This is a genomic window from Sphingobium sp. VMM (genome assembly GCF_056790315.1).
This window is the reverse complement of record NZ_JBXGSI010000002.1, coordinates 35550-62045: the sequence shown is the minus strand read 5'-3', so window position 1 is coordinate 62045 and position 26496 is coordinate 35550. Positions and strand designations below refer to the sequence as shown.

Below are 26496 nucleotides of genomic sequence, written 5' to 3'. Positions count from 1 at the left end.
CATGTTCGCCGCGATCCACCCCGTCCGCAGTCTGCTGCTCGCCATCTTCATGCTAATGGCGGGCAGCGGCTTCCTGTCCACGCTGATCGGCCTGCGGCTGGAGCGGGCAGGGGCAGGCACGATGGCGATCGGTGCGGTCGCCACCGCCTATTTCGGCGGACTTGTGGTGGGCGCGTTGCGCGCCGGGGCGATCGTGCGACAGGTGGGGCATATCCGCGCCTTCGCCGCCTTCGTCTCGCTGCTGTCGGCCAGCACATTGGCCTATGCACTCGTCCAATATCCGCTCTTCTGGGCCTGCCTGCGCCTGATCGACGGCATCTGCGTGGCGGGCGTGTTCATCTGTCTGGAAAGCTGGCTCAACGACCGGGCGGAGGCGGAAACGCGCGGCAGCGTGCTCGCCGCCTATATGGTCGCGCTTTATTCAGGGCAGGCGGTCGGGCAATTGCTGCTGGGCGCCAGCGGTGCGTTGCCGGCGGTGCCATTCCAGATCGCCTCCATTCTCATTTCCCTGGCCATCATCCCGCTCTGCCTGACGCGCAGCAGCGCGCCCGCGCCGGTCGATGCCCAAGCCTTCACCATCCGCGCCCTTTATGCCGCCTCGCCGCTCGGCACGGTCGGCTCGGTTGCGACCGGGCTGATGCTGGGCGCCTTCTATGGCATGGCGGCGGTGCATGTGCGCCGGCTGGGGCTGGATCTTGGCGCGACCGCCAGTTTCATGATGATCGTCATCCTGGGTGGCGTCGCGCTGCAATGGCCGCTGGGGCGCCTGTCGGACCGGCTCGACCGGCGCCGGGTGATCGTCGGCTGCTTTGCCGCGACGCTGGCTGTCTGCACGGCGCTGGCGATGCTGGTGTCGGGCGGCCCGCTGCTGCTGGCGCTTGGCGCCCTGTTCGGCGGCCTCAGTTTCGCCCTCTATCCGCTCTGCGTCGCCCACTGCAACGACCGGCTGCTGGCGACCGAGCGGGTCGCGGCGAGCGGGCGGCTGGTGCTGCTCTATTCGGTCGGCGCGGCGATCGGTCCGCTCGGCGCTGCGCTGCTGATGAGCCTGGCGCCGACGAGCGGCCTCTTTCTGTTCATTGCCCTGTGTGCCGGCGCGACGCTGGCCTTCGGCCTCTGGCGCCAGACGGCGACCCCGCCCGTGCCGGTGCCCGACCAGCAGGACTTCCAGATCGTGCCGCGCACCACGCCGGTGGCCTCGCTGCTCGATCCCAATACCGTAGACGGACAGACTGAATGACCGCTTCCGCCGTTCCTGCCAGCCCTGCTGTCCCGGTGCAGGCCGACAAGGCCACCCTGCGCCGGGCCATCGCCGCGTCGGCGCTGGGCAATGCCACCGAATGGTTCGACTATGGCATCTATGCCTATGGCGTGACCTATATTTCCGCCGCGCTCTTTCCCGGCGAGGTGGACGATGCCATTCTGTTCGCGCTGGCGACCTTTGCCATTTCCTTCCTCGTCCGGCCATTGGGTGGCCTGTTCTGGGGACCGCTGGGTGACCGTCTAGGGCGCAAGTCGGTGCTCGCGCTGACCATATTGCTGATGTCGGGCGCGACACTGGCCGTCGGCCTCATCCCCGCTTATGCGCAGATTGGCTGGGCTGCGCCCGCGCTGCTCATCATCCTGCGCATGGTGCAGGGCTTTTCCACTGGCGGCGAATATGGCGGGGCCGCGACCTTCATGGCCGAATATGCGCCCGACGCCCGACGCGGCTTCTATGGCAGTTTCCTGGAGTTCGGCACGCTTGCCGGCTTCTCCTTCGGTGCGGCGCTGATGCTGGGCTTTTCGCTGCTGCTGGGGGACGCGGTCATGCATGCCTGGGGCTGGCGAATTCCCTTCCTGGTGGCCGCGCCCATGGGCCTCATCGGCATGTATCTGCGGTCGAGGATGGAGGACACGCCGGTCTTCCGCGATCAGGCGGCCGAAGGCCGCGGATCGCCATCCCTTTCCCGGCTGCTGCGCGACCATAAGCGGCCGATGCTGGTCGTGGGCGGGCTGGTCGTGGCGCTCAACGTCGTCAACTATACGCTGCTCAGCTACATGCCGACCTATTTGCAGCGCCGCATCGGCCTGTCCCCGGACGAGGCGCTGGTGGTGCCAATCATCGGCATGCTCTTCATGATGCTCTTCCTGCCGATCGCCGGCCATATGTCCGATCGGGTGGGCCGGCGGCCGATGTGGCGGCTGTCGCTCATTGGCCTGTTGGTCGCGGTGGTCCCGCTCTACATGCTGATGGCGAGGGGCCTGGCCGGCGCGATCATCGGCTTTGTCCTGCTCGGCCTGCTCTACGTGCCGCAACTGGCGACGATTTCGGCGACCTTCCCGGCACTGTTTCCCACCGCCGCGCGCTTCGCGGGCTTCGCGATCGCCTATAATCTGTCGACATCGCTGTTCGGCGGCACCGCGCCGGCGATCGGCAGTGCGCTGATCGGCGTGACCGGCAATGAACTCATGCCGGCCTTCTACATGATGGCGGCCTGCATCATCGGCCTGATTGCGCTCCGCTTCATGCCGGAAACGGCAGGCCGGTCGCTCCACGACGATCCGTTCGAAGGGGAGCGCGCCGCATGATCAGCCAGCTCTATATCGCGTCGGACAGCCTCCAGATCCTCACCCGCGGCTATGTCGAGAATGTCTGGTTGCAGGCCGTGACGGGATTGCTGCTGCTTGGCGCATTCGCCTGGGCGGCCAACTGGGTGGCCAAGCGTATCGTCCTGACCCTGTTGCTGCGACTGATCGATCATCTGCCGTTCCGGGTCGAGGCCGCGCATATTGGTGCCGTCGTCGCGCGCCTGTCCAACATCGTGCCGGCGCTCATCATCCAGTCGGGCGTCGCCGCCGTCCCGCATCTGCCGGTCAGGCTCGCCGGATTCATCGCCAGCCTGTGCGCCGCCTTCATCATCCTGACCTTGGCCATCTCCTTGAGCGGCCTGCTGACACTCGGCAACGACCTGTATCAGCGCCGCCCCGATGCCGCGAACCGGCCGATCAAGGGCTATGTCCAGGTGGCCAAGCTGCTGGTCTATGGCGCGGCGAGCATCCTGATGATCGCGGCGCTAATGGACCAGTCGCCCTTGCTGCTATTGTCGGGGCTGGGGGCGATGGCGGCCGTGCTGATGCTGGTGTTCAAGGACACGATCCTGTCGCTGGTCGCATCCGTCCAGATCGGCTCCAACGACATGATCCGGGTGGGCGACTGGATCGAGATGCCGCAGCTCGACGCCAATGGCGATGTGATCGACATCGCGCTGCACACGGTGAAGGTCCAGAATTTCGATCGCACCATCACCACCATCCCGACGCACAGGCTGATCAGCGAGAGTTTTCGCAACTGGCGCGGGATGCAGGAATCGGGCGGCCGCCGGATCATGCGGGCGCTGGTGATCGACCAGAACAGCGTCGGCTTTCTCGATGAGCCAGGGTTTGATGCCGTCGCACGCTTCGGCCTGCTCCGAACCTATCTGCATGACAAGCAGCATGACCTGTCACGCTGGAATGGGGACCATGCAGCGGGCAACAGGCTGGATGGCCGGCGGCTGACCAATATCGGCACCTTTCGCGCCTATGTGCTGGCCTATCTGCGCGCGCATCCGAATATTCGCGCCGACCAGACCCTGCTGGTGCGCCAGCTGGCGCCCAGCGAACATGGACTGCCGCTGGAAATCTACGCCTTCGCCAACAGCATCGTCTGGGCCGAATATGAAGGCATACAGGCCGATATTTTCGACCATCTGATCGCGATCCTGCCCGAATTCGGGCTGCGCCTGTTCCAGCGGCCCGCGGGAAGCGATCTGGGGCAGCTCATGTCGGGCACCCGGATATAGAAGGGGCTGGGCGCGCTCGAAGCGCAAGCGCTGTGTCAGGTGGGGTGAACGGCGCGGGCTTTTCCGTTCGGTCTGCTGCCGGATACTGCAATATCTGGTATGAGAAATAGTTTTTCTCGTTCACAGCATGCCGGCATCGCTCGATGCATTGCCGATCAGCAGCAGCATTTTCGAACGTGCATCCTCACCGTCTCCTCGCATGATCGCGTCGAAAACGGCGTCATGGTCGGGCATCGGATCGCGCGACTCCTGGCGCTCATCGCGCGCAAAGCGCGTGGTCCAGGCAACTACCGCCGTGACCGATGTCGCGAGCGTGATGAGGGACTCATTGCGGGTTGCGAGCAGGATCTGGCGGTGAAAATTCTGGTCGGCTGCGCGTCCCTCCATCGTCTGGAGTCCGCAGCGCCGCATTTCCTCGAGCGCATGACCCATGCGTGAAATGTCCTGCGTATCACGGCGCAGCGCTGCAAACTGAGCTGCGGCCGGCTCCACCACGATACGCAATTCGAAGATGTCGCGGAGAAACTCGGGCGTGGGTCCGGCTTCGAACATCCATGCAAGAACGTCCAGGTCCAGCATGTTCCAGCGAAGCCGGTCGTTGATGCGCGTGCCGCTCTTCGTCCGGCTATGGACCAGCCCCTTGGCTGACAGGACGCGGACCGCCTCACGATAGGCGGTCCGCGAGATGCCCTGTTCGGCGCTATAACGCTCCTCGCCTGGCAATATGTCTCCCGGCTGATAGCGGCCGCCCACGATGGCGATGCCCAGGTCATGCGCGATCCTGTCGTGCACGGCGCGCTGGGGCTGGCTGGCGGGGCGGGACAGTGGGTGCTCATCTGCTTGCGTCATAGGTTCTCGTCCGATTTGCGGCTGCGATCGTCAAGCCTGATCCGACATTTGCCAGAACTGGTATGAGGAAAAATGGAGAATTTTCGACATATCCCTATTACTCCGTCAAAATATCGCTTGAAACCACCTTTAATTCGCATAGTCTAGTATGAGAAATAAAAATGACTCGGAGGGATTGCTGTGATGAAAGGCGCTATGAAGCTGTCCATTTCATTGGTCGCGTTGCTGGCGGCGCAAGAGGCCGTGGCACAGGGTGATGCGGAGGCGAGCGGGACGGGCGTGAGCGATGTCGACATCATCGTCACCGGCATGCGAGCCAGCCTTTCGTCGGCGCAAAACATCAAGCGCAATGCGCAGCAGTTGGTGGATTCTGTCGTTGCCGAGGATATCGGCAAGCTACCCGACAACAATGTGGTCGAGGCGCTTCAGCGCGTGCCCGGCATCCAGGTTTCGCCCCGCGCGCGCGGCGAATCCGCGACCGTGCTGATCCGTGGCCTTCCCGACGTCGTGACATTGGTCAACGGCCGCAACATCTTCAGTACCACCGGCCGTTCCCTGTCGCTGGCCGATGTGCCGGCAGACCTGGTTGCCGGCGTCGACATCTACAAATCGCGTTCCGCCGATCAACTGGAAGGCGGCATTGCCGGGCTCATCAACGTGCGCACCCGCCGGCCCTTCGACTTCAAGGGGCTGGAAGTCGCGCTGGCCGGACGCGAAGTCTATAGCGAGCAGCCCGATACGATCGATCCCTATGCCAGCGCGCTCATCAGCAATCGCTGGTCGACCGGCATCGGCGAGATTGGCGCATTGGTGAGCGTCTCCTACCACAAGACCCGCTATCGCGACTTCACGGTCTATAGCGGCGGATATTTCGGCTATAATCTCGACAATAGCCGCGCGCCCTACACCCCGGGCGTCCCGCTCGACCCGCGCGGTAACGGCGCAAATGACCCTGCCGTGTTTCGGACCGACGTTATCGGTGCCTTCGACCGGATCGGCACCCGGACCCGCCCGGCCGTCAATGCCACGCTGCAATGGGCGCCGGATGATCGCCTGACCATTCATGCCGACGGCCTTTTCTACGGCTATCGCGAACGCGGCAACGGCAATCAGAATTTCACGTCGATGAATGGCACATTGCGCTCGCCGCTCGCATTCGTGGGCGATACCAAGCTGGTAGAATCGCTCAGCATCAGCGGCGGGCGTGTCGCCAATTTCGGCACGGCCTACCGAAACAAGGCGGATCGCTGGCAAGGGGCGATCGGTGCGGATTGGGAGGTCAACGACTGGAAGGCCGCGACGGAACTGTCCTACACAAGGTCTAAGGCCACCGACGTCGGCAATAATCTGGACGTCGACTTCATCGCGTCCCGCACCGATGCCGTCTTCAATGATGGATCGGGCACCCCCTATTTCTCCCTACCCAATGACGACATTGCCGATCCGGACCGCTATTATCTGTCTCGCCTGTCCACCACGCGCGCGATCGGCGACGGCAGGGAATGGGCCTGGCGGGGCGATCTCTCCTACCGCGCGCCTTTCCTGATCTTTTCCGGGCTGGATACGGGCCTTCGGCTCAGCCAGCGCGATGCGCAGTCGGACAGTTTCACCCAGACCGTGAATTGTGGTCCGGCGGTTGCGGTCAAATGCTATGCTGTCAAGGCGGCCAGCCTGCCGGGGCTGATGACGGTGACACCTGGCGGATTCGATACGGGAACCGGCAAGTTCGTGGAGCAATGGGCAACGCCGGGCACCGACTATCTGCTGAACAATATCGGATCGCTACGGCAATTATTCGGTCTCGCGCCCGGTGATCCGGCTTTCCAGGATACCCAGCACTTCGACATCAAGGAGAAAAACCAGGCCGGCTATGGCCAGGCCAATATCGAGGTCGGACAACTGGACGGGCAGGTCGGCGTGCGCGTGATCCGCACCGACATCACATCCAATGCCTTCTTGGTTCTGCGCGGCGCGACCTCGCCGGTCACGATCCACAACAAGAGCACCGATGTGCTGCCCAGCCTGGCGCTGCGCTACAAGCTGAAGGACAATCTCTTCTTGCGCTTCGCTGCCAGCAAGACGATCACGCGCCCGAGCTTCGCCCAGCTCAATCCGGCGCTCACTTTGACGCCACCGGTACCCGGTCAGCAACCGTTCGGCCGGGGAACGAGCGGCAACGCTGATCTGAAACCGATCCGTTCCGACAATTACGACCTGTCGCTCGAATGGTATATCGACCGCTCCAGCTCGATCACCGCGACCATCTTTCGTCGCGACGTGAAGGGCTTCATCCAGTCGGTCACCAGCAATTTCGATATCGACTATCTGGGCGCCGACAATGGCGTCTATCAGATCACCCGCCCGGAAAATTCCGGTTCGGGACGCCTGCAGGGGATTGAGGGCGGCTTCACCTTCTTCCCCAAGGGACTGCCCCAGTGGCTGGACGGCATCGGCATCAGCGCCAACGGCACCTATATCGATGGCAACAACAAGGCGCTCTCGCCGCTGCCCGGCGTCACCGGCTATATGGACATCCCCTTCCAGAATGTGTCCAAATATTCCGGTACCGCCACGCTCATCTATGAGAAGGGCGGCTTTTCCGGTCGCGCCTCCTATGTCTGGCGCGACAAATATAATGCTGGCCTGCATTTTACTGGGGTCAATCCCAATTTCATTACCAACGGTGCGATCAGCAATCTGGACCTGTCTGTGTCCTACGAGATCAATCCCCAGTTCACGGTCGTATTCGACGCGACCAACATTCTGAAAAATCTCTATCAAACCTCTTTCAACGACCCCAGTCTCTATCCGCGCGACACGGTTCTTTACACGCGCACCTTTGCCCTTGGTTTCCGGGCAAAGCTTTGAACAAGCCCATATCGAGAGGATGTTCCATGACCATTTCCCGAGTGATCGCCTCCCTGTCGGTGCTGCTGGCGCTGCCGCAACTGGCCCATGGCCAGACAGTGCCGGCGCGGCAGGTCGCGATCAGCGTGGACGCGGCCAAGCCAGCAGGCAAGCTGCCGCCCGTCTGGCGCTTCTTCGGCGCGGACGAGCCCAATTATGCGACCATGAAGGACGGCCGGAAATTGCTGGTCGAACTGGGCGAACTGAAGAAGGGCGAGGTCTATTTCCGTGCCCATAACCTGTTGAGCAGCGGCGATGGTACCGCCGCCTTCAAATGGGGCAGCAGCAACGCCTATACCGAAACCAGGGACGGCAAACCCGTCTATGACTGGAAAGTTGTCGACGGCATCATCGACACCTATCTGGCTCGCGGCGTCCGACCTTATCTCCAGATCGGCTTCATGCCCGAAGCCATGTCATCTGCGCCGGCCGGCACACCCTATCAGCATAGCTGGCGGCCCGGGTTCGATTACAAGCTGATCGCGACCGGCTGGACCTATCCCCCCAAGGATTACGAAAAATGGGCGGAACTGGTCTATCAGTGGACGCTCCACAATATCGAGAAATACGGCAAGGCCGAGGTCGAGAAATGGTATTTCGAGGTCTGGAACGAGCCGAACTCGCCCTTCTACTGGACCGCTTCGCCGGAGGAATTCTACAAGCTTCATGACTATGCGATCGGCGCGGTGCGTCGGGCGCTGCCGACCGCGCGGGTCGGCGGTCCGGACGTCGCGGGCGCTGGCGGCGCTTTCATGGACGGCTTCCTGAGGCATGTGTCGTCCGGCAAGAATTATGTGACCGGCCAGACCGGGACGCCCACCGATTTCCTGTCCTTCCATGCCAAGGGCCGGCCGGAATTTGTCGATGGCCATGTCCGCATGGGGATCGCGACCCATTTGCGGGAAGCGGATCGCGGCTTTACCAAAGTGCTGTCGATCCCGTCGCTGGCCGGGAAGCCGGTGGTGATCGGCGAAAGCGATCCCGAAGGCTGCGCGGCCTGTCCGGGACCGCAAAACGACTATCGCAATGGCACCATGTATTCGAGCTACACCGCCGCCAGCTTCGCGCGCATCTGGGAATTGGCGGAACGGAGAAAGGTCAATCTGGAAGGTGTCCTGTCCTGGTCGTTCGAGTTCGAGGATCAGCCTTGGTTCGCAGGTTATCGCCAGCTCTCGACCAATGGCGTCGACTTGCCGGTTCTCAATGTCTTCCGCATGTTTGCGCAGCTTGGCGAAACGAAGCTCTCAACCGTCAACAGCGCGCAGATCCCGCTCGATCAGGCGATGACGAAGGGCATCCAGGGTGATGCCGATATTGGGTCGATCGCCACCCGCACAGCGGACGGCAAGGTCGCCTTGCTACTCTGGCATTATCATGACGATGATGTCGCTGGGCCGGATGCGCAGCTGAAGATCGGCTTGAAGGGACTGAAGGCTGCGCCGTCCTCGGCGACGCTGTGGCGAGTGGATGGCGATCATGCCAATGCCTTTGCCGCCTGGAAGAAGATGGGCTCGCCCCAGTCGCCCGATCAGGATCAATATGCGCAGTTGGAGGCCGCGTCGGTCATGAAGGCGGAGACGGTCGCTGTCGCCGGCCCACGTGGCGCGGCCAGCATCGATCTTGCGCTTCCGCGCCAGGGTGTCGCCCTGCTGATCCTGGACGCGCAATAGGATGGCCGTTGTGGCCGCATCGGAGCCGTACCGGGAACGCTGGGCGATTGCGGCGATGATCACCGTCGCCATCGCCATCTCCTACCTTGATCGCCAGACGCTTCCCTGGGCGATCAAATATATCGAAGCCGACATCCCCATCGGCAACCAGACCAAGGCCGTTCTCGATTCCGCCTTCCTCGCCACCTACGGCCTCATGTATCTGGGTGGCGGCTGGCTGCTGGATCGAGTGGGAACGCGGCGCGGCTTTCTGGCGATCATGATCTTCTGGTCGCTGGCCTGCGCCAGCCATGGCGTGGCGGGCGGCATCGCCGCGCTGGTGGTCAGCCGGCTGCTGCTCGGCATAGGGGAGGGCGGGGGCTTCCCCGCCGCCACCCGCGCCATTGCCGAATGGTTTCCGCCTGAACGCCGCGCGGCCGCCATGGGCCTCGTCAATGCCGGGACGGCAGTGGGCGCCGTCGTCGCACCGCCCTTGATCGCGGGCATTCTAGCCTACGGGCACTGGTTCGATCTGGCGAGCTGGCGGTGGGTTTTCTTCATCACCGGCGGGTTCGGCCTCGCCTGGGCGCTCTGGTGGTTCCTGACCTATCGCACGCCCGCCGGGGACGTCGTCTCCGCAGGCGAGGACGCCGGACTGGCGCCGACCGTGGCCATGCTCCTTGCCCGCCGTGAAGTGCGTGGCCTTGTCGGCGCCAAGTTCCTGAGCGACGGCGCCTGGTATTTCTACCTCTTTTGGCTGCCCAAATATCTGTTCGAGGCGCATGGCTTCGACCTGAAACAGGCGGCGACCATCGGCTGGATTCCCTATGCGGCATCGGGTGTCGGCAGTCTGTGCGGTGGCTGGCTCTCCAGCCGCCTTCTTTCCGCCGGCCGTTCGGTCGATGCCGCCCGCAAGATCGCTCTGGGCCTGAGCGCCGCCTGCATGCCCTGGGTCATGCTGGCGCCCGCGACTGCCTCGGTCGCAGCGGTCATTGGCATCTTCAGCCTCGCCTTCTTCGGGCAGCAAAGCTGGTCGACCCTCGTCATGACCCTGCCGACCGACCTTGCGCCGCGCAGCGCCCTGGGACGTCTTGCCGGGCTGGTCGGCCTTGGTGGCGCCTTTGGTGGCATCGTCATGGGTCAGGCGGCTGGCTGGGCACTCGACGCCGGGCTTGGCTACGCGCCGGTGCTGACCGTTGCTGCCACCCTGCACCTGATCGCCTTTGCGCTGATCTGCCGCTCGATTCCTCGCATTTCGCCTCTCAGCTTCACTCGAAAGGTCGTCCCTTGAAAATCACCGAAATCCGCACCCGCGTCGTCCAGTGGGCAGGCGAAACCGTGCCGCTGCCGCCGCACTTCTGCACCAATCCCATGGATATGGTGTCGCCAATGCTGTCGCCCGAAACCATGGGCACCTTCACCTTCCATGGCTGGCTGATTGTCGAAATCTTCACCGACCAGGGGCTGGTCGGGATCGGCAATGCCGCGCTCGCGCCGTTCGTGACCAAGCAACTGATCGACCAGTATCTTGCCCCCTTGTTGATCGGCCAGGATCCGTGGGACAGCGAGTTTCTGTGGCAGCATATGTATCGCAAGACCATGGCGTTCGGGCGCAAGGGCGTGGCGCTGGTTGCGATTTCCGCGCTCGACATCGCGATCTGGGATCTGATGGGTAAGGCGGCGAAACAGCCCGTCTTCCGCCTGCTGGGCGGCCGGACCAAGGCAAAGATTCCTGTCTATGCGAGCCGCCTCTACTCGATCCCGCTCGACGAACTGGTGCAGGAAGCCGCCGCCTACAAGGCGCAGGGCTACAAGGCGATGAAGCTGCGTTTCGGCTGGGGGCCGATCGACGGGGCGGAGGGCATGGCACGCAATGTCGAACTGATCCGCACCGTGCGCGAAACGGTGGGTGACGAAATCGACATCATGGCGGACGCCTATATGGGCTGGAGCCTCGACTATGCGAAGCGCATGATGCGCCTCATCGAACCCTTCAACCTGCGCTGGCTGGAGGAGGCGATCATCCCCGACGATATCAACGGCTATCATGAACTGCGCCGGTTCGGCACGACGCCGATCGCGGCGGGCGAGCATGAATTTACCAGCTATGGCTTCCGCCAGATGATCGAGGCGAAATCGCTCGACTACTTCCAGTTCGACACCAACCGCGTCGGCGGCATCACCGCTGCCCGCAAGATACAGGCGCTGGCAGAAGCCTATTCCATCCCCGTCGTGCCCCATGCCGGCCAGATGCACAATTATCATGTGGTGATGGCGAGCCTCAACAGCCCCATCGCCGAATATTTCCCGATGGTCGATGTGGAGGTGGGCAACGAGCTCTTTTGGTACATCTTCAAGGGCGAGCCCCAGGCGGTCGATGGCCATATCGATCTCGACGATAATCTCCCGGGTCTGGGGCTCGAAATCGACGAAGCTGCACTCTCGCGTTTCAAGGTGATCGGATGATGAAGATTGCAATATTGGGGCTGGGCATCATGGGGGGGGGCATGGCGCGCCAGTTGCTGGCGGCCGGCTTCGACCTGACTATGTGGAACCGCAGCGCAGGCAAGGCCGAGGCGTTGCGCGCGGCTGGCGGACGCGTGGCCGCGACGCCGGCGGATGCGGTGCAACATGCCGACATCGTCATCGCCATGCTGGCCAATGACGATGTGTCGAAAACCGTTTGGACCGGCGAGGATGGCGCACTTGCCGCCATGAAGGCCGGCGCGATCGCGATCGAATCCAGCACCCTGACCGGCGACTGGGTATTCGACCTTGCCCGCCAAGCGGTCGCCCGAGGCGTGCGCTTCCTGGAAGCGCCGGTGACCGGCAGCCGGGATCAGGCGGCACAGGGTACGCTCCGCTTCCTCGTCGGCGGTGACGCGGAGGCGATCGAACTCGCTCGCCCAGCCTTCGATGCCATGGGCGGGGCGCTTGTCCATCTCGGACCTGTCGGCAGCGCCGCTACGGTCAAGCTTGCCAATAATTACCTGTGCGGCGTGCAGGCGGCCAGCCTGGCCGAAGCCATCGCCCTGTTCGAGAAACATGGACTGGACATCGAGCAGGCCATGTCCATCCTCTTTGACGGTGCCCCCGCCAGTCCGATGGTGAAGGGCGTGGGCCGTCGGATGCTCGATCGCGATTATGCCCCGCATTTCGTGGTCCCGTTGATGGCAAAGGATCTGGGCTATGCGGCGCAGGCGCTGGCTGATGTAGGGATTGTTTCCGCCATTGCGCAGGCCGCACGGCAGCGCTTCATCGACGCGGATCTGGTTGGCGAAGGTGACCGCGACATCGCCGCGATCGTGGAGCCGCTCAGAAAGGCGTGAGACGCGCAGGATTGGGAGAGGGGTAATGAAGAAGCGTTTGTTGGTGTCCATCGCGCTGCTCGCAGCGACGATCCTGACGTCCGGTGGACAGGTGACGGCGCAGGAAACCGCGATGCCCGCCGCGACCGTTACGCTGCATGCAGACAAGCCTGGAGCGAGGGTCGATCGTCGGATCTTCAGCCAATTTGCCGAACATCTGGGTTATGGCATTTATGGCGGTATCTGGGTCGGGCCGGAATCGAAAATCCCGAACACGCGCGGCTATCGCAATGATGTCGTCGCGGCGCTCAAGGCATTGTCGGTGCCCCTGGTCCGCTGGCCGGGAGGCTGCTTTGCCGACGAATATCATTGGCGCGAGGGGGTCGGCCCGCGCGGCAAGCGTCCGGTCAAGATCAACACCCATTGGGGCGGCGTTGCTGAACCCAACAGCTTTGGCACGCACGAGTTCATGGATTTCGCCGAACTGATCGGTGCGGAAGCCTATGTGTCGGGCAATGTCGGTAATGGATCGCCGGCGGAAATGGCGGAGTGGGTGGAATATATGACCGCACCGGCCGGTACGCTGGCGCAGGAGCGCGCCAAGAACGGCCGCAAGGAGCCTTGGAAACTTCCCATGTTCGGCATCGGGAACGAGCTATGGGGGTGCGGCGGCAACATGCGCGCCGAATATGCGGCTGACATCACACGCCGTTACGCAACTTTCGTGAAGGCGCCATATGGCGTGAAAATCCTCAAGATCGCCAGCGGGGCAAACAGCCGCGACTATGATTGGACCGATGTGATGATGCGCGTTGCAGGCAAGTCGATCGATGGCATCGGCCTGCATTATTACACCCATCCCATGCGCGGCAAGGTGAAGGGATCGGCGACCCAATTCACCGAAACGGACTATGCCCGCACGCTTGCCAGCACCCTGGTCATGGAGGAACTGCTGGAAAAGCATGGCGCGATCATGGACAAATATGATCCCGAAAAGCGCGTCAACCTGGCGGTGGACGAATGGGGCATCTGGACCGATGTTGAACCCGGCACCAATCCCGGATTCCTCTATCAGCAGAATAGTATGCGCGATGCGATCATCGCCGCGCTCAACATCAACCTGTTCGCCCGCCATGCCGACCGTGTGCGCATGACCAACATCGCCCAGATGGTGAATGTGCTCCAGGCCATGATCCTGACCCGCGACGACAAGATGGTGCTGACGCCCACCTATCATGTGTTCGACATGTACAAGCCCTTCCAGGATGCGACCTTCCTGCCCTTGGAATTGGCATCCCCCTGGTACAGCAGGGATCAATGGGCGATGCCTGCGCTCAGCGCAGCGGCGGTGCGCGACAGCGCAGGCATTGTGCATATCGCCCTTACCAACACCGACCCCAATCGACCGATGACAGTGACCGCGAAACTGGAGGGGGTAACCGCCTCTATGGTCGAGGGGCGTATCCTGACCGCGCCGAGTGTCCAGTCGCACAATGATTTCGGATCGCCCGATGTGGTGAGGCCTGTCCCGTTCAGTGGCGCGACCCTCTCGCAAGGCGCTCTGACCGTGACATTGCCCGAGCACAGTGTGGTGATGCTCACGCTGGGGCTGGTCACGCGCAATTGATGTCGCCGTGTCCTTTGCGATTATTGCTTATTTATCAACAATTCACTGATTGTATTGGCGTGGCGGTGGAATTAATAGCCGGGATAAAATCAGTTAAAATCAAATATACTATTTCAAATATATTCAACTGCGGTCACGACAATTTACACGTACATCTCTGGCAATCATAAAATTAAAATGTTTTAAAACTCTGAATTTATCTTTCTGTAATGTTCATGAGGTTCGTGAAAATATTTGAATCCTGTCATATTTTTCTGTCGATGGGATCTTTATTTTTGGCGTCTCCGCCTCTGGCGGACCACGCCCTATGGCGCCCTGGCGCCTCCGAGACGGCTTTGCCTAACTCGTCCCATATAGGTCGGTCGCTGACGCATTGCAGCCTTTTGGGCTGCTGGCTGCTGCCAGCGCGGCTGCACCGGCTCCTTCTCTTGCGTTGCGGCCCTGCGGGTGCAGCCCGCCCTATGGGCACGGGCCTGCCGTGCGGCTCCTTGCCGCCCATCCCCGCCATTCCGGCGGCCGGTGCTGGAGAGGCAGGAGAAAGGACATGGGTACGGGTAATGGATCGCTCTATGACGATGTGACGCAGCATATCATCGCACAGCTGGAAGAGGGACGGCTGCCATGGGTGCAGCCTTGGGACACGAGCCTCACTGTCACGGGGCTTCTCCGCAATGCGGCAACAGGCCGCTGCTATTCAGGCATCAATATCCTGATCCTGTTGGACCGTCTGTTCGAGCGGGGCTATGGCGCGCAGCGCTGGATCGCCTATCGGCAGGCGCAGGCGCTGGGCGGCAATGTCCGCAAGGGCGAGGTAGGGACCAGCGTCTGCTATGCCGACCGTTTCACGCCGAAGGATGAGCAGGAGAAGGCGGCGAGGGCCAAGAAACTTGGCGACTTCCAGAGAAATCTGTTGATCCACCATGGATGAAACGGGATGAGACTCATCATGCGTCTCTTGCTGATTGAGGACAATAGTCGACTGGCCGGATTGCTGATTGCCGGCCTCGAGCGGCGGGGGTTCCATTGCGACCATGCCGAAACTCTGATCATTGCGACAGAGGCCGTCGCAGCGGAAGTTCATGATGTACTAATTGTCGACCGGGGACTGCCCGATGGCGATGGCATCACTTGGCTGCGCGGCATGCGCCGGGCTGGCTTCATGCAGCCGGCGCTGATCCTGACCGCGCGCGACGCGCTGGAGGATCGGATCACCGGCCTCGATGCCGGCGCCGACGATTATGTGGTAAAGCCCGCCGAGGTGGACGAGATCGCCGCCCGCATCCGCGCGCTGATGCGCCGTCCGGGGCCGCGTGCCCAGACCGAATTGCGCTTCGGTCCGCTGCTGGTCGATTCGGCGCGGCGTATGACGCTGTGTGCTGGACAGGCGATCGATCTGTCGCGCCGCGAGACCGACTTGCTGGAACTGCTGCTGCGCCAGGCCGGCGCCGTGGTCCGCCGGGAAAGCATCGAAAGCGCGCTCTATTCCTTTGCCGAACCTGTCACCCCCAATGCGGTCGAGGCCACGGTATCGCGCCTGCGCCGCAAGTTGGAGGAGGCTGGCGCGCGCGGCATGCTCCATACCGTGCGCGGCGTCGGCTATATGCTGCGGGAGCCGGCGGCATGACCCCGCGTCGCTCGATCGCCCGTCGCCTCTTCATCGGCCTGTCGATCGTGGGCTTCATCGGCACCACGCTGCTGCTGGTCTTCATCATCAACGAACATCGGCAAAGCTTCACCGCGCTGGGCGACCCGGCGGCCGCCCGCCATGCCTTCCGCGAATTGTTCGAGCATGTGATCCTGCCGATCCTGGTGCTGATCATCCCGATGGGCATGGCCAGCCTGATGGTGATCCGAAAGGCGCTGGCGCCATTGGGGGAGGCGGTCGCTCAGTTGCAGGTGGCCGAACGTCATCAGCGGGGCGTGCTGATCGATCATGCCGCCTTCCCGACCGAGGCCGTGCCCTTCGCCCAGGCGGTCAATCGCCTGCTCGGCCAACTCGACCAGGCGGCGCGCGACCATGAAGCGTTCGCCGCCGATGTCGCACATGAACTGCGCACGCCGCTCGCCGTGCTGGCGCTGGAACTGGACGGGCTCGACCATCCCGACGCGCCCCGTCTGCGCGCCGAGGTGATCGCGATGCGCCGGCTGATCGACCAGTTGATGCTGCTCGCGCGGGTCGAGGCGCAGAGCGTGGCCCAGTCGATCCGCGACAGCGTCCGGCTGGAGGATGTCGGCGCCGACATCGTCAGCCTGATGGCGCCCGGCGCGATTGCGGCCGACAAGAGCCTGTCGCTGACCCGCGTCGGCGATGTCGCGCCGATCATGGGACAGCGCGAGACGGTCGCGGCGGCGCTGCGCAACCTCGTCGAAAATGCGCTGCGGGTGACGCCGCCCGGTGGCGCCGTCACGGTGATCGCTGGCCCCGGCCCGCGCTTGCGGGTGAAGGACGGCGGCGCTGGGTTGACGCCCGAGCGGCTGGCCGAACTGGTCCAGCGCCATCGCCGCGCGGATCATGCCAGCAGCGAAGGCGCCGGGCTGGGGCTGGCGATCGTCGCCCGCATCATGGCCGCGCATGGCGGCACCCTCTCCAGCGTGGCCGATGCACAGGAACTGGTGCTGGATTTCGCGCCGCCACGTTGATCGTCCAAAAACCCCTCGTCAGGGTCTCGTCAGTTTGATCCCATAGGGCAGGGCCATGGTCCCGCTATTCCGATTCGTGCGCCTGCCCGGCGCCCTCGCTCTCCTGTCGCTTGCTGCCTGTTCGGGGGAGCAGGCCACGCCCGCCAATGACAGCGCTGCGGCGCAACCGACGGACGGATCGATCCCGCTGACGGCGGACAATATCGCCCGGCTGGGTTTGAAATTCGGCGCGGCCGTCGCTGCCACCGAGGCGCCGATCGCCGTCGTGCCCGCCCTGATCGCGCCGCCGCCCAACGCCCGTGTCGCGGTCGCCGCTACCTTCCCCGGCGTCGTCACCCGCATCCTGGTGGTCGAGGGCGAGGAAGTGCGGCGCGGCCAGCCGCTGGCGATCGTCTCCAGCCGCGATGTCCTGTCCATGGGCGCGGACCTCAATCGCGCGAGCGCACGGCTGGGCGTGGCGCAGTCGAGCGCCGGCCGCCTGTCGCAACTGGAGCGCGAAGGCATCATCGCCGGCGCCCGCGCGGACGAGGCCCGCGCTGTGCTGGGCGAGGCCCGCGCCGATGTGTCGGAAAAGAGCCGCATCCTGACGATGGTGAACGGATCGGGCGCCAGCGGCACCTACACGCTGACCGCGCCGATCGCCGGCCGCGTGACCAGCGCCGCGATCCATGCCGGCAGCGTCGTCGATGGCACCACCGCCCCCTATGTGATCGATGCGGCCGGCCAATATGAGGCGCAGGCGCAATTGCCCGAGCGGCTGGCGGGGCAGGTGAAACCCGGCATGACCGTGGCGCTGGGCGATGATCTGCGCGGCACGGTGACCGCCGTCGGATCGACCATCGATCCCGCCACCCGGTCGGTAACATTGAAGGCCAGGCTGCCGGCCGGCCCCGGTGCCATGGCCGGCCGCGCCACCAGCCTGTCGATCTTCGGCCCGGCACCGACCGGTGCCGCCATGGTGCCCGCCGCCGCCGTCACGACGCTGCCCGGCGGCGACACATTGTTCGTGCGCACCCGCGCCGGCGTCGTTGCACGTCCGGTCAGGACCGGCGGCAAGGATGGCGACCATGTCCTGATCCTGTCCGGCGTGAAGCCGGGCGAGCAGGTCGTCGTCGCCGGCACCAGCGCGCTCAAACCGCTGGCGATGGGCGAGTAAGGCCGGATGCTCAAATCGCTAGCCGCCTGGGCGCTGTCCTATCGCCTGATCGTCATCGCGCTCGCCTTGCTGACCGCCGGGCTGGGCGCCTGGGCCTTCGTCAACCTGCCTGTCGATGCCTATCCCAACATCGCCCAGACCCAGGTGAAGGTGATCCTCAAGGCCCCCGGCATGACGCCGGAAGAGGTGGAAAGCCGCGTCATCACCCCGATCGAAATGGAGATGCTGGGCATTCCGGGGCAGGCGATCCTGCGTTCCTCGGCCAAATATGCGATCGCCGACATCACCATCGATTTCGTCGATGGCACCGACATCTACTGGGCGCGCCAACAGGTCGCCGAACGCCTGTCGGGCGTGATGGGCGATCTGCCGCCGGCGGTATCGGGCGGCATGGCACCGATCTCGACGCCATTGTCCGACATCTTCATGTTCACGATCGACGGGCCTATGAGCCTGGAGGAAAAGCGCACCCTGCTCGACTGGACGATCCGGCCGGCGCTGCGCACCGTGCCGGGCGTCGCCGACGTCAATGCGCTGGGCGGCTTCGTTCGCACCTTCGAGGTGCGGCCCGATCCGATTGCGCTGGCGAGCGCGGGCCTCAGCATCGCCGATCTTCAGGAAGCGATCGAACGCGGCAATCGCAATGACGGCGCCGGCCGCCTGTCGCAGGGCGAGGAATCGCTGATCGTCCGGGCGGTCGGCGCGATTCAGTCGGAATCGGACCTCCAGTCGATGGTGATCGCCACCCGCAATGGCCGCATCGTCCGCATGGGCGATGTCGCGACCGTGGGCACCGGCAGCCTGACCCGCTATGGCGCGGTCACCGCCAACGGCAAGGGTGAGGCGGTGCAGGGGCTGGTGATCGCGCTGCGCGGTGCCGATGCCCGCGCCGTGGTCGATGGCGTCAAGGCACGCGTCGCCGAACTGGAAAAGACCCTGCCACAGGGCACCAAGATCGCCGTCTTCTATGACCGATCCGACCTGATCGGCCGCGCCGTCGGCACGGTCGAAAAGGCGCTGATCGAGGCGACCATCCTGGTCATCATCCTGCTGATCCTGTTCCTGGGCGACTGGCGCGCGGCGGCGATCGTGGCCGCCACCCTGCCGATGGCGGCGCTCGTCACCTTCCTGATGATGCGCGGCATGGGCCTGTCGGCCAACCTCATGAGCCTGGGCGGCCTGGCCATCGCCATCGGCATGCTGGTCGACGGCGCGGTCGTGGTGGTCGAAAATATCGTCGAACGGCTGAACCATGCGAAGGAGGACGGCCCTCCACGCCTCAACACCGTATTCCGCGCGACGAGCGAAGTCGTGGTGCCGGTATCGGCCGGCATCGTCATCATCGCGCTCGTCTTCCTGCCCCTGCTCTCGCTCGAAGGGCTGGAGGGCAAGCTGTTCGCCCCGGTTGCGCTCACCATCATCTTCGCGCTGGCGGGATCGCTGCTGATCGCGCTCACCCTGGTCCCGGTGCTGGCCTCGCTCGGCCTCAAGCCCGGCCATCATGGCGAACCCTGGATCATGCGCAAGCTGACGCCGCGCTATCGGGCGCTGCTCGACGGTGCCTTTGGCCGCAAACGGCTGGTCTATGGCCTGGCTGCGCTCGGCCTGGTGCTGGCGGGCCTGGCCTATGGCGCGGTGGGCAAGACCTTCATGCCGTCGATGGATGAAGGATCGGTGATCGTCCAGACCGCCAAGCTGCCGACCATCAATCTCGACCAGTCGGTGCTGGGCGACACGGCGGTGCAGCAGTCCCTGATGAAGGATGTGCCCGAAATAGCGCAAATCATCGCCCGCGTCGGCACGGACGAGATCGGCCTCGATCCGATGAGCCCGAACGAGACCGACAGTTTCGTGGTGCTGAAGCCGCAGAAAGAATGGCGCGGCGACAAGGCATTCGTCGTCGATGAAATCCGCAAGTCGCTCGACAAGCTGCCCGGCATCGAACCGACCTTCACCCAGCCGATCGAGATGCGCGTGTCGGAAATGCTGACCGGATCGCGCGGCGACCTTGCCGTCAAGATTTTCGGCCCGGACCTCGCCACCCTGTCGAACCTTGCCGGACAGGTGCAGAAGATATTGTCGAAGACGCGCGGCGCTTCGGAGGTGATGACCGTCGCCAACGATCATGTCGACTATCTCCAGCTCGATATCGATCGCGCCGCCGCCGGCCGTTTCGGCATGCCGATCGACCAGATGCAGGACACGCTGCGTGCCCAGATCGAGGGCGTGCATGCCGGCGTCGTCGCCGACGGGCAGAAGCGCGTACCGATCCTGGTCAAGGGCGACGAGACGATCCGCAGTGACGCGACCCGCTTCGCCGACCTGCCGCTGCGCACGCCGGACGGCACCGTCGCGCGAGTCAGCGACATGGCGCGGGTCGAGCGCACCGAGGGGCCGGTCAAGCTCGACCATGAAAATGGCTCGCGCTACGCGCTGGTCCAGGCCTTCGTCTCGGGCCGCGATCTGGTCGGCTATGTCGATGAGGCGCGCGCCACCGTCGATCGCGAGATCAAGATGCCCGCCGGCTATCGCATGGTCTGGGGCGGCCAGTTCGAAAATCAGCAGCGCGCCTCCGCCCGGCTGATGTTGGTCATCCCGGCCGCGCTGCTGCTGATCCTGCTGGTGCTGCTCATGACCCTGCGCTCGATGCGCGCGTCGCTGCTGATCCTCGCCAACATTCCCTTCGCCATGGTCGGCGGCATCATCTCGCTCTGGGTATCGGGCCAATATCTCTCCGTGCCTGCCTCGGTCGGTTTCATCGCCCTACTCGGCATCGCGGTGCTGAACGGCCTCGTCCTCGTCGCCTATTTCCGCCAGTTGCGCGAAGAAGGGCAGAGCATGGCCCAGGCCGTGCGACTGGGCGCCGAACGCCGGCTGCGCCCGGTGCTGATGACCGCCAGCATCACGGCCTTCGGCCTTGTCCCGCTGATGTTCGCGACCGGGCCAGGGTCGGAAATCCAGAAGCCGCTCGCCATCGTGGTGATCGGCGGACTGGTCAGTTCGACCCTGCTGACCCTCATCCTCCTGCCCATTTTGTTCGAGCGCTTCGGTGAAGGCGCCACGGAAGCCCGATCATGACCGACATGTTGCTGACCTTCTATTGCGCCGCGATCGACCGCGACGGCGTGGCCGACGCGCTGCGCGGCCACGCCCAGGCGCCGCTCCATCTGCGCGACGAGCAGGTGCTGGGCCGCGATTTCGCCGATGCCGGCGCAGGCGAGCAGGTGCGCGGCACGCTGCGCCGGGCGGCGATCGACCTGATCGTGGCGGCGGACGATGTCGCCCCGCTGGTCGCCGCCGTCACCGATGCGCGGCGGGGCCATCCGGTCCGCTGGCACGCCTGCCCGGTCGCGGCACGGGGGCGCATCGCATGATCCGTGCGCTTCTCCTGTCGGCCACCGCCCTCATTACCACGCCCGCCTGGGCCCAGCGCACCGACCTGCCGCCCGAACCCTTGGTGGTCGAAGCGCTTGATAGCCATCCCGCCGTGGCTGCGGCACAAGCGCGCGTGCGCTCGGCCGAGGCCGGCGCCGCCATGCTCCGCCGGGGCAGCCATGAGTTTACCTTCCAGGGCACGGTCTCCCGCCGCTCGGCCGAGGGGGAGGGTGATTATGGCGAATATGACGTCAACCTCACCCGCCCGTTCCGCCTGCCCGGCAAGGCGTCGCTGGATCGCAAGGCCGGCGAACTCGGCGTCGAGGTGGCGCATAACCTGATGGAGGATGTGCGGCATCAGACCGCGCTCGCCTTTTCCGATCTCTGGCATGACTGGCTGGTTGCCAGTGCCCAGCATCGCACCGACCTCGATTCCGCTGCCAGCCTGACGCAGGACATGGCGGCCGTGCGCCGCCGTGCCCAGTTGCGTGACGCGTCGCTACTGGACGTCGACCAGGCTGAAGCCGCGCTGGCTCAGGCGCAAGCGCAGGCCGCGACCTCCCGCGCGGCGCGGGATGAGGCGCGGGTGAAGCTCGCCGCCGGCTTCCCCGGCCTCGCTCTGCCTGAAGAGGCGCCCTTGCTTGCCGATCCGGCCATGCCCGCCACGGCGCTGGAGGATCTGCGCAATCTGGTGATCGAGCGCAGCCATGAAATTCGCGCGTCGGAGCGGGAGGCGCAGCGGCTGGCCATGGTCGCCCGCCGCGCCTCGGCCGATCGCATCGCCGATCCTTCATTCGGCGTGCGCGTCTTCAGCGAACGGGGTGGGCTGGAGAAGGGCGTCGGTCTGGTCGGCTCGATTCCGCTGGGCGGTGGCTATCGCCGCGCCGCTCATGACCAGGCAACCGCAGACGCCAGTGCTGCCGAACTGGAACTCGCCCGCGTGCGGCGCGAGATAGAGGCGACCGCTGCCGCCGACCTCAGCAATGTCCGCGCCCGCGAAGCGGTCTGGCGCAGTATGGAAAGCGCTGCCGCCAGCGCCGCCGCCGCCGCGACCCGGACGAAGAGAGGCTATGAACTGGGCCAGATCGACCTCGCCGATACGCTGCTCGCCCGCCGCCAGGCGAACGAGACCCGGCGCCAGGAAATCGATGCCCGCGCCACCCTGCTGCGCGCCATCCTGCGCATCCAGATCGACGCGCATGAGGTCTGGACCTCGCAGGAAGGGCATGAGGACTGAAGTCTACAATGGGCGCGAATCTGCCATCGACGACTGGCTGCGCAATCCCATGTTCTGGACGGTCTAGGATTTCGGCAAGTGGCAGAAGGCATCGTCATCATAACGTCATCGCTGCGCACCGTAGCCGGCCTCCCCCCATTATATTCCTTCCTTCAAAGATGGCCGCCATTGTAAGCAGATGATCCGGCAGCATGTGGCGCGCCGCCAGCAGCGCGCCACATGCTGCGACGATCAGATCTTGTAGCGCAGCGTCGCCAGGACGTTGCGTGGTGCCCCGATGAAGTTGGAGCCGGTAGGTGCCCCGACATTCTCGTAATAATATTTGTCGAAAACATTGTTCACATTGACCGTCACCGTCGCCCGGCTGGATACGGCATATTTGATCGACAGGTCGAGCAGCGCGTAACCGTCCTGTTGGACGAGGCCCCCATAGGGCGCGCTGTAGATCTTGCTCTGTGCCTGCAACGTGCCGCCCAGCGTCCAGCGGTCGAAGGCACCAGGCAGATTATAGGTCGTCGAAAGCTTGAACAGCCCACGCGGCAGGTTCGTGCCATAGCGCGTACCATCGGTATAGATACCGGTCGGATTATAGCTCGAACTGCTCAGATGTTTTGCAGTGTTGTAGGTATAGCCGCCCGAAAGCTGCCAGCCCTTGGCGAGTTCGCCCGACACTTCAAACTCCACGCCGCGGCTGCGGACCTTGCCGGAGGGGGCGTAGCAGGCGGTGAGACCGGCAGCGCATTCCGAGGCGAGCAGTGCCATAGGCAGGTTGGTCAGTTCGATCTGGAACAGCGCCAGGCTGGTGTTGAGGTGGCCGTCCCAATAGCTGCCCTTGACGCCCACTTCGTAATTCGCGCCCTCCTGCGGAGCGATGATCGCGCCAGTCCGGGTCAGGTTGTTCTGCGGATTGAAGATCCGCGTCCAGCTGGCATAGAGCGAGTGGTTGCGGTGGAAATCATAGACCACGCCGACATAGGGGGTGAACTGGCCCTTCACCTTGTAATCGGCGGTGCTGTAGATGGCGCCGGCCCAACCATTGGCCAGTTCCTGCTTGAACCAGTCGAAACGCCCGCCCAGGATCAGCGTCAAGGGTTCGGCCACGCTCAACCGGGCGGTGGAGTAGACGCCGATCTGCTCGCGCTTCTGATCACGCAGATACATGGTCCAGTCGCCGGTGATGGTGGGCGTGGGCACGGAACGCGGGTCCCAGTCCAGCGGGTCGAAGCTGACGGCGGTAAAATCGGTGGGTGCGCCGATATCGTCCCATGTCGCCTTGCGATAGCTGCCGCCGACGACCAGTTCGTGGGTCTGGCCGAACAGGGTCAACGGACCGGAGGCATAACCATCGAGGCTCAACTGGTCGCGATCATAATGATAGGCGAGCGCCGCGCCGCCCAGATTGAAGCGCGTTTCACCGGCCGTGGAGGTGGCATAGGACAGGAAGGTGCCGATCATCGACATCTCGCTCTGGATTGCGGTGGCGGCCAGCCGCGCCTTCCAACCATTGCCGAATTCATGGTCCAGATTGGCGAAATAGGTCGCGCTCTTCTTGTCCCAATAGGACCAACTGGGGCTCATGCGGGTGGAGCGGGCTATGTCCAGAAAGCTGCCGTCTGCGGCCGTGCCAAGGCCATTCCAGTCGACGCCGGGATTATCCTCATTGCTGTAGCTGGCGCCCACGGTCAGCAGGGTAGAAGAACCCAGATCCGCCTCGACTATGCCATAAAGCGACATGCGCTGATTATGGTAATCGTCGATGAAGCTGTCCTTGTCCTGATACGTTACCACGGCACGGGTGCGCAGCGTGCCTGCGCTGTTGACGGCGCCGCCCACATCCATCGTTCCCAGAAAATTGTTCCAGCTTCCTGCACTGAGCGTGAAGATCGCCTGCGTCTCCCGCGTGGGCCGCTTTCGGACCAGGTTGATCGATCCGGCGGGTGTGCCAGCCCCCTCCATCAGTCCCGCCGCGCCGCGCACGACCTCCACCCGGTCATACATGTCGAGAATGCCGGTGGAGAGCGCCGCCTCCTCATATTGCACCGGCATGCCATCGATCATCAGGTTTTCGAGCTGGAACATGCGGGCATTGAAGCGATAGCGCTCGCCGCCCCATTTGGTGAGATAGAGGCCGGGCGTGGCGCGCACCACGTCGCTCAACGTGGCAAGGCCCTGATCCTCTATCCGCTGGCGGGTGACGACCGTCAGCGACTGGGGCGTTTCACGTGGGGATAGCAACAGCTTCGTGGCCGTGCTCATCGCGGGAATGGTGTAGGAACCGCTGGCTTCAGTCGCGACCGGATCGCTGGTGATGCCGGCGAAGCTGCCCGAACCGCTGCCGCTATCCGCGCCTTCGACCCGCACCGGACCAAGCTGCACGGTGCCATTGGCAGCCTGCGGAGCGGGGTGCAGTTCGACCGACTTGGGGCCGATGAAGCGAAAGGTCAGGCCGGTGCCGCTCAGCAGGCGGCTCAGCGCCTCGGCCGGGGCGAAATTGCCGGCAACTGCGCTGCTGATCTTGCCGTTCAACAGGTCGGATCCGGCCGTCACCTCGACCCCGGACTGGCGGCCGAACAGGATGACGGCATCGGTCAATGGCTGCGCGGGCACATTGATGCGGCGCTGCGCGCTGTTGGGTGATGTTTGCGCCATGGCGGGCGACAGCAGGGCCGTTCCCGTCGCCGTTGATGCGAGCAGGCCGATGGCCAGCGCGCGCCCGAAATTTTGCCCCAATATGCTAACGTCCGTCAATTCTGCCTCCAACTGCACGAGGAGGTTGCTGACATGCTATTGCCTCGCAAGAACTCCTCTCCCTCGCTGGACGCCTGAGCGATGGAGCTTTTAACCAGCGACCGTAATTTTCCGTCGAAAATCTTTCCCGCGCGGTCAGCGGCCGGAAACGATCAGCAGCCATGGCGTGATCCGGGTGACGCGCCCGCCATAGGGATGGACCATGGTTTCCAACGCCTTCGCCGGATCATTGGCATGATAGATGCCGCTGATCGGGCGGGCTGCAAGACTGGGGTCGGTGACGATGATATGGCCGCCAAACCATGGGCGCAGTTCGTCGATCGCGGCGGCTATGGTCAGTCTGCGCGCCAGAATATCGCCGCTCTGCCAGGCACCGATAAGGTCGGGCTGTTCGGTCCCGGTTTTCAGCGCAGTGTCGGCGGCGGCCATGGCCCATTGGCCGGCCGTCAGTTCCCGCGCCGGCGTGCCCAGGGCCTCCACCCGCACGCGACCGTGACGCACCGCCACCGACGTCGCCGTGCCGATCATCCGCACGTCGAAGCCGGTGCCCAGCACGCTAGTGGTGACATGGCCCGCCATGACCCGGAAAGGCCGGGCCTTGTCCGGTCGGACCTCAAACCATGCCTGCCCGGACAGGAGGCGGATGTCGCGATGCCCCTTGTCGAAGGATGTCGCGATGGCGCTGTCCGGACCCAGGCGGATGTGGCTGCCGTCGTCCATCGCTACCATCAGGGTTTCGCCCGCGCCGGTGCGATGATCGGCGCGCAGGTGCAGCAGCAACGATGGCCCAGCCAAGACGCCCACGCAGACTGCCGCCACAGCCGCGATGGTCAATCTGCGCCGGCCATGGAACCGCCAACCCGCATGACGGGCCTCGGGCGCCGGACGCGATGGCGGAATGACGCCGGGAGCAGCATCCCACCTGTCCCGAAACGCCGGTTCGCCATCGGCGATGGCATCGGCCGTTTCCGCCATCCTGGCCCAGGCGATGACATGCCCGGCATCGGCATCCAGCCAGTCGTCGAAGGCATCCTTCAATGCTGCGTCGTCGGGGCGCTCCTGCAGGCGGACGAGCCAGTCGGCGGCCGCAAGGCGCAAGCTTTCTTCCGTCACAGACCACCTCCATCGCCAATCCGGCACGCCCGAAAAATCGAACGACCGGGCATGGCGCTCCTCCAC

The 26496-nt window shown here is 64.2% G+C and carries 19 protein-coding genes; 16 read left to right on the top strand and 3 right to left on the bottom strand.

Translation table 11 applies throughout. From position 1 onward, the window contains the following. Nucleotide 1 precedes the first annotated feature (1 nt). From ACUCV3_RS02980 to ACUCV3_RS02970, 3 genes are read left to right on the top strand one after another with little or no spacing between them, the layout of a single operon-like run. Entirely contained in the window at nucleotides 2–1237 is a 1236-nt protein-coding gene (locus ACUCV3_RS02980; protein WP_097384403.1) for an MFS transporter, read from the top strand. Beyond that, nucleotides 1234–2568, top strand: a complete 1335-nt coding sequence (locus ACUCV3_RS02975; protein WP_278377106.1) for an MFS transporter — start codon at nucleotides 1234–1236, stop codon at nucleotides 2566–2568. The genes ACUCV3_RS02980 and ACUCV3_RS02975 overlap by 4 nt, the downstream gene beginning before the upstream one ends. Then, complete coding sequence (locus tag ACUCV3_RS02970; RefSeq protein WP_278377107.1) at nucleotides 2565–3821, top strand: mechanosensitive ion channel family protein; 1257 nt, start codon at nucleotides 2565–2567, stop codon at nucleotides 3819–3821. The genes ACUCV3_RS02975 and ACUCV3_RS02970 overlap by 4 nt, the downstream gene beginning before the upstream one ends. Before the next feature lie 120 nt (nucleotides 3822–3941). Here ACUCV3_RS02970 and ACUCV3_RS02965 read toward each other — a convergent pair whose 3' ends face one another. Continuing rightward, the gene (locus tag ACUCV3_RS02965; RefSeq protein ID WP_017498927.1) at nucleotides 3942–4670 is read right to left on the bottom strand and encodes a FadR/GntR family transcriptional regulator; all 729 of its coding nucleotides are present in this window, start codon (nucleotides 4668–4670) and stop codon (nucleotides 3942–3944) included. A gap of 183 nt (nucleotides 4671–4853) precedes the next feature. On the opposite strand from ACUCV3_RS02965, the gene ACUCV3_RS02960 reads away from it, so the two are divergent. The 13 genes from ACUCV3_RS02960 to ACUCV3_RS02900 all read left to right on the top strand — a co-directional run bounded on the left by ACUCV3_RS02960 (nucleotide 4854) and on the right by ACUCV3_RS02900 (nucleotide 22569). Then, nucleotides 4854–7538: a TonB-dependent receptor gene (locus ACUCV3_RS02960; RefSeq protein ID WP_482240382.1), complete on the top strand. Its 2685-nt coding sequence runs from the start codon at nucleotides 4854–4856 to the stop codon at nucleotides 7536–7538. A 26-nt stretch (nucleotides 7539–7564) separates the two neighbouring features. Next, nucleotides 7565–9247: a GH39 family glycosyl hydrolase gene (locus tag ACUCV3_RS02955; protein ID WP_278377109.1), complete on the top strand. Its 1683-nt coding sequence runs from the start codon at nucleotides 7565–7567 to the stop codon at nucleotides 9245–9247. A 10-nt stretch (nucleotides 9248–9257) separates the two neighbouring features. After that, nucleotides 9258–10517: an MFS transporter gene (locus ACUCV3_RS02950; protein ID WP_278377110.1), complete on the top strand. Its 1260-nt coding sequence runs from the start codon at nucleotides 9258–9260 to the stop codon at nucleotides 10515–10517. After that, nucleotides 10514–11692, top strand: a complete 1179-nt coding sequence (locus ACUCV3_RS02945) for an L-rhamnonate dehydratase (protein ID WP_278377111.1) — start codon at nucleotides 10514–10516, stop codon at nucleotides 11690–11692. Before ACUCV3_RS02950 ends, ACUCV3_RS02945 begins: the two co-directional genes overlap by 4 nt. Then, nucleotides 11689–12555, top strand: a complete 867-nt coding sequence (locus ACUCV3_RS02940) for an NAD(P)-dependent oxidoreductase (protein WP_234415729.1) — start codon at nucleotides 11689–11691, stop codon at nucleotides 12553–12555. Before ACUCV3_RS02945 ends, ACUCV3_RS02940 begins: the two co-directional genes overlap by 4 nt. Before the next feature lie 25 nt (nucleotides 12556–12580). Beyond that, nucleotides 12581–14161 carry an alpha-N-arabinofuranosidase gene (locus ACUCV3_RS02935; RefSeq protein WP_482240381.1) on the top strand — a complete coding sequence of 527 codons (1581 nt, stop codon included), beginning with the start codon at nucleotides 12581–12583 and terminating at the stop codon, nucleotides 14159–14161. 544 nt (nucleotides 14162–14705) lie between these two features. Continuing rightward, on the top strand, nucleotides 14706–15089 hold the full coding sequence (locus tag ACUCV3_RS02930) for an ArdC-like ssDNA-binding domain-containing protein (protein WP_053094344.1): 384 nt from the start codon (nucleotides 14706–14708) through the stop codon (nucleotides 15087–15089). Nucleotides 15090–15107: 18 nt separating this feature from the next. Beyond that, nucleotides 15108–15785 carry a winged helix-turn-helix domain-containing protein gene (locus tag ACUCV3_RS02925; protein ID WP_048938504.1) on the top strand — a complete coding sequence of 226 codons (678 nt, stop codon included), beginning with the start codon at nucleotides 15108–15110 and terminating at the stop codon, nucleotides 15783–15785. Beyond that, complete coding sequence (locus ACUCV3_RS02920; RefSeq protein WP_048938485.1) at nucleotides 15782–16801, top strand: sensor histidine kinase; 1020 nt, start codon at nucleotides 15782–15784, stop codon at nucleotides 16799–16801. Before ACUCV3_RS02925 ends, ACUCV3_RS02920 begins: the two co-directional genes overlap by 4 nt. 55 nt (nucleotides 16802–16856) lie before the next feature. Beyond that, nucleotides 16857–17957 carry an efflux RND transporter periplasmic adaptor subunit gene (locus tag ACUCV3_RS02915; protein ID WP_122928243.1) on the top strand — a complete coding sequence of 367 codons (1101 nt, stop codon included), beginning with the start codon at nucleotides 16857–16859 and terminating at the stop codon, nucleotides 17955–17957. Between the two features lie 6 nt (nucleotides 17958–17963). Beyond that, on the top strand, nucleotides 17964–21035 hold the full coding sequence (locus tag ACUCV3_RS02910; RefSeq protein ID WP_278377113.1) for an efflux RND transporter permease subunit: 3072 nt from the start codon (nucleotides 17964–17966) through the stop codon (nucleotides 21033–21035). After that, nucleotides 21032–21331, top strand: a complete 300-nt coding sequence (locus tag ACUCV3_RS02905) for a DUF3240 family protein (RefSeq protein WP_122928241.1) — start codon at nucleotides 21032–21034, stop codon at nucleotides 21329–21331. The genes ACUCV3_RS02910 and ACUCV3_RS02905 overlap by 4 nt, the downstream gene beginning before the upstream one ends. Next, nucleotides 21328–22569: a TolC family protein gene (locus ACUCV3_RS02900; protein ID WP_122928240.1), complete on the top strand. Its 1242-nt coding sequence runs from the start codon at nucleotides 21328–21330 to the stop codon at nucleotides 22567–22569. Before ACUCV3_RS02905 ends, ACUCV3_RS02900 begins: the two co-directional genes overlap by 4 nt. A 231-nt stretch (nucleotides 22570–22800) precedes the next feature. Here ACUCV3_RS02900 and ACUCV3_RS02895 read toward each other — a convergent pair whose 3' ends face one another. Next, nucleotides 22801–25317, bottom strand: coding sequence for a TonB-dependent siderophore receptor (locus ACUCV3_RS02895; RefSeq protein ID WP_048938490.1), 2517 nt, complete (start codon nucleotides 25315–25317; stop codon nucleotides 22801–22803). A gap of 135 nt (nucleotides 25318–25452) precedes the next feature. Continuing rightward, entirely contained in the window at nucleotides 25453–26430 is a 978-nt protein-coding gene (locus ACUCV3_RS02890) for a FecR family protein (protein WP_048938491.1), read from the bottom strand. Between the last annotated feature and the right edge of the window lie 66 nt (nucleotides 26431–26496).

Excerpts from the sequence above, each read along its gene's own strand:
- ACUCV3_RS02910 (WP_278377113.1), top strand. The coding sequence starts at position 17,964 with ATGCTCAAATCGCTAGCCGCCTGGGCGCTGTCCTATCGCCTGATCGTC.
- ACUCV3_RS02915 (WP_122928243.1), top strand. The coding sequence starts at position 16,857 with ATGGTCCCGCTATTCCGATTCGTGCGCCTGCCCGGCGCCCTCGCTCTC.
- ACUCV3_RS02955 (WP_278377109.1), top strand. The coding sequence starts at position 7,565 with ATGACCATTTCCCGAGTGATCGCCTCCCTGTCGGTGCTGCTGGCGCTG.
- ACUCV3_RS02980 (WP_097384403.1), top strand. The coding sequence starts at position 2 with ATGTTCGCCGCGATCCACCCCGTCCGCAGTCTGCTGCTCGCCATCTTC.
- ACUCV3_RS02970 (WP_278377107.1), top strand. The coding sequence starts at position 2,565 with ATGATCAGCCAGCTCTATATCGCGTCGGACAGCCTCCAGATCCTCACC.
- ACUCV3_RS02905 (WP_122928241.1), top strand. The coding sequence starts at position 21,032 with ATGACCGACATGTTGCTGACCTTCTATTGCGCCGCGATCGACCGCGAC.
- ACUCV3_RS02965 (WP_017498927.1), bottom strand. The coding sequence starts at position 4,670 with ATGACGCAAGCAGATGAGCACCCACTGTCCCGCCCCGCCAGCCAGCCC.
- ACUCV3_RS02925 (WP_048938504.1), top strand. The coding sequence starts at position 15,108 with ATGCGTCTCTTGCTGATTGAGGACAATAGTCGACTGGCCGGATTGCTG.
- ACUCV3_RS02930 (WP_053094344.1), top strand. The coding sequence starts at position 14,706 with ATGGGTACGGGTAATGGATCGCTCTATGACGATGTGACGCAGCATATC.
- ACUCV3_RS02940 (WP_234415729.1), top strand. The coding sequence starts at position 11,689 with ATGATGAAGATTGCAATATTGGGGCTGGGCATCATGGGGGGGGGCATG.
- ACUCV3_RS02935 (WP_482240381.1), top strand. The coding sequence starts at position 12,581 with ATGAAGAAGCGTTTGTTGGTGTCCATCGCGCTGCTCGCAGCGACGATC.
- ACUCV3_RS02960 (WP_482240382.1), top strand. The coding sequence starts at position 4,854 with ATGAAAGGCGCTATGAAGCTGTCCATTTCATTGGTCGCGTTGCTGGCG.
- ACUCV3_RS02920 (WP_048938485.1), top strand. The coding sequence starts at position 15,782 with ATGACCCCGCGTCGCTCGATCGCCCGTCGCCTCTTCATCGGCCTGTCG.
- ACUCV3_RS02900 (WP_122928240.1), top strand. The coding sequence starts at position 21,328 with ATGATCCGTGCGCTTCTCCTGTCGGCCACCGCCCTCATTACCACGCCC.
- ACUCV3_RS02975 (WP_278377106.1), top strand. The coding sequence starts at position 1,234 with ATGACCGCTTCCGCCGTTCCTGCCAGCCCTGCTGTCCCGGTGCAGGCC.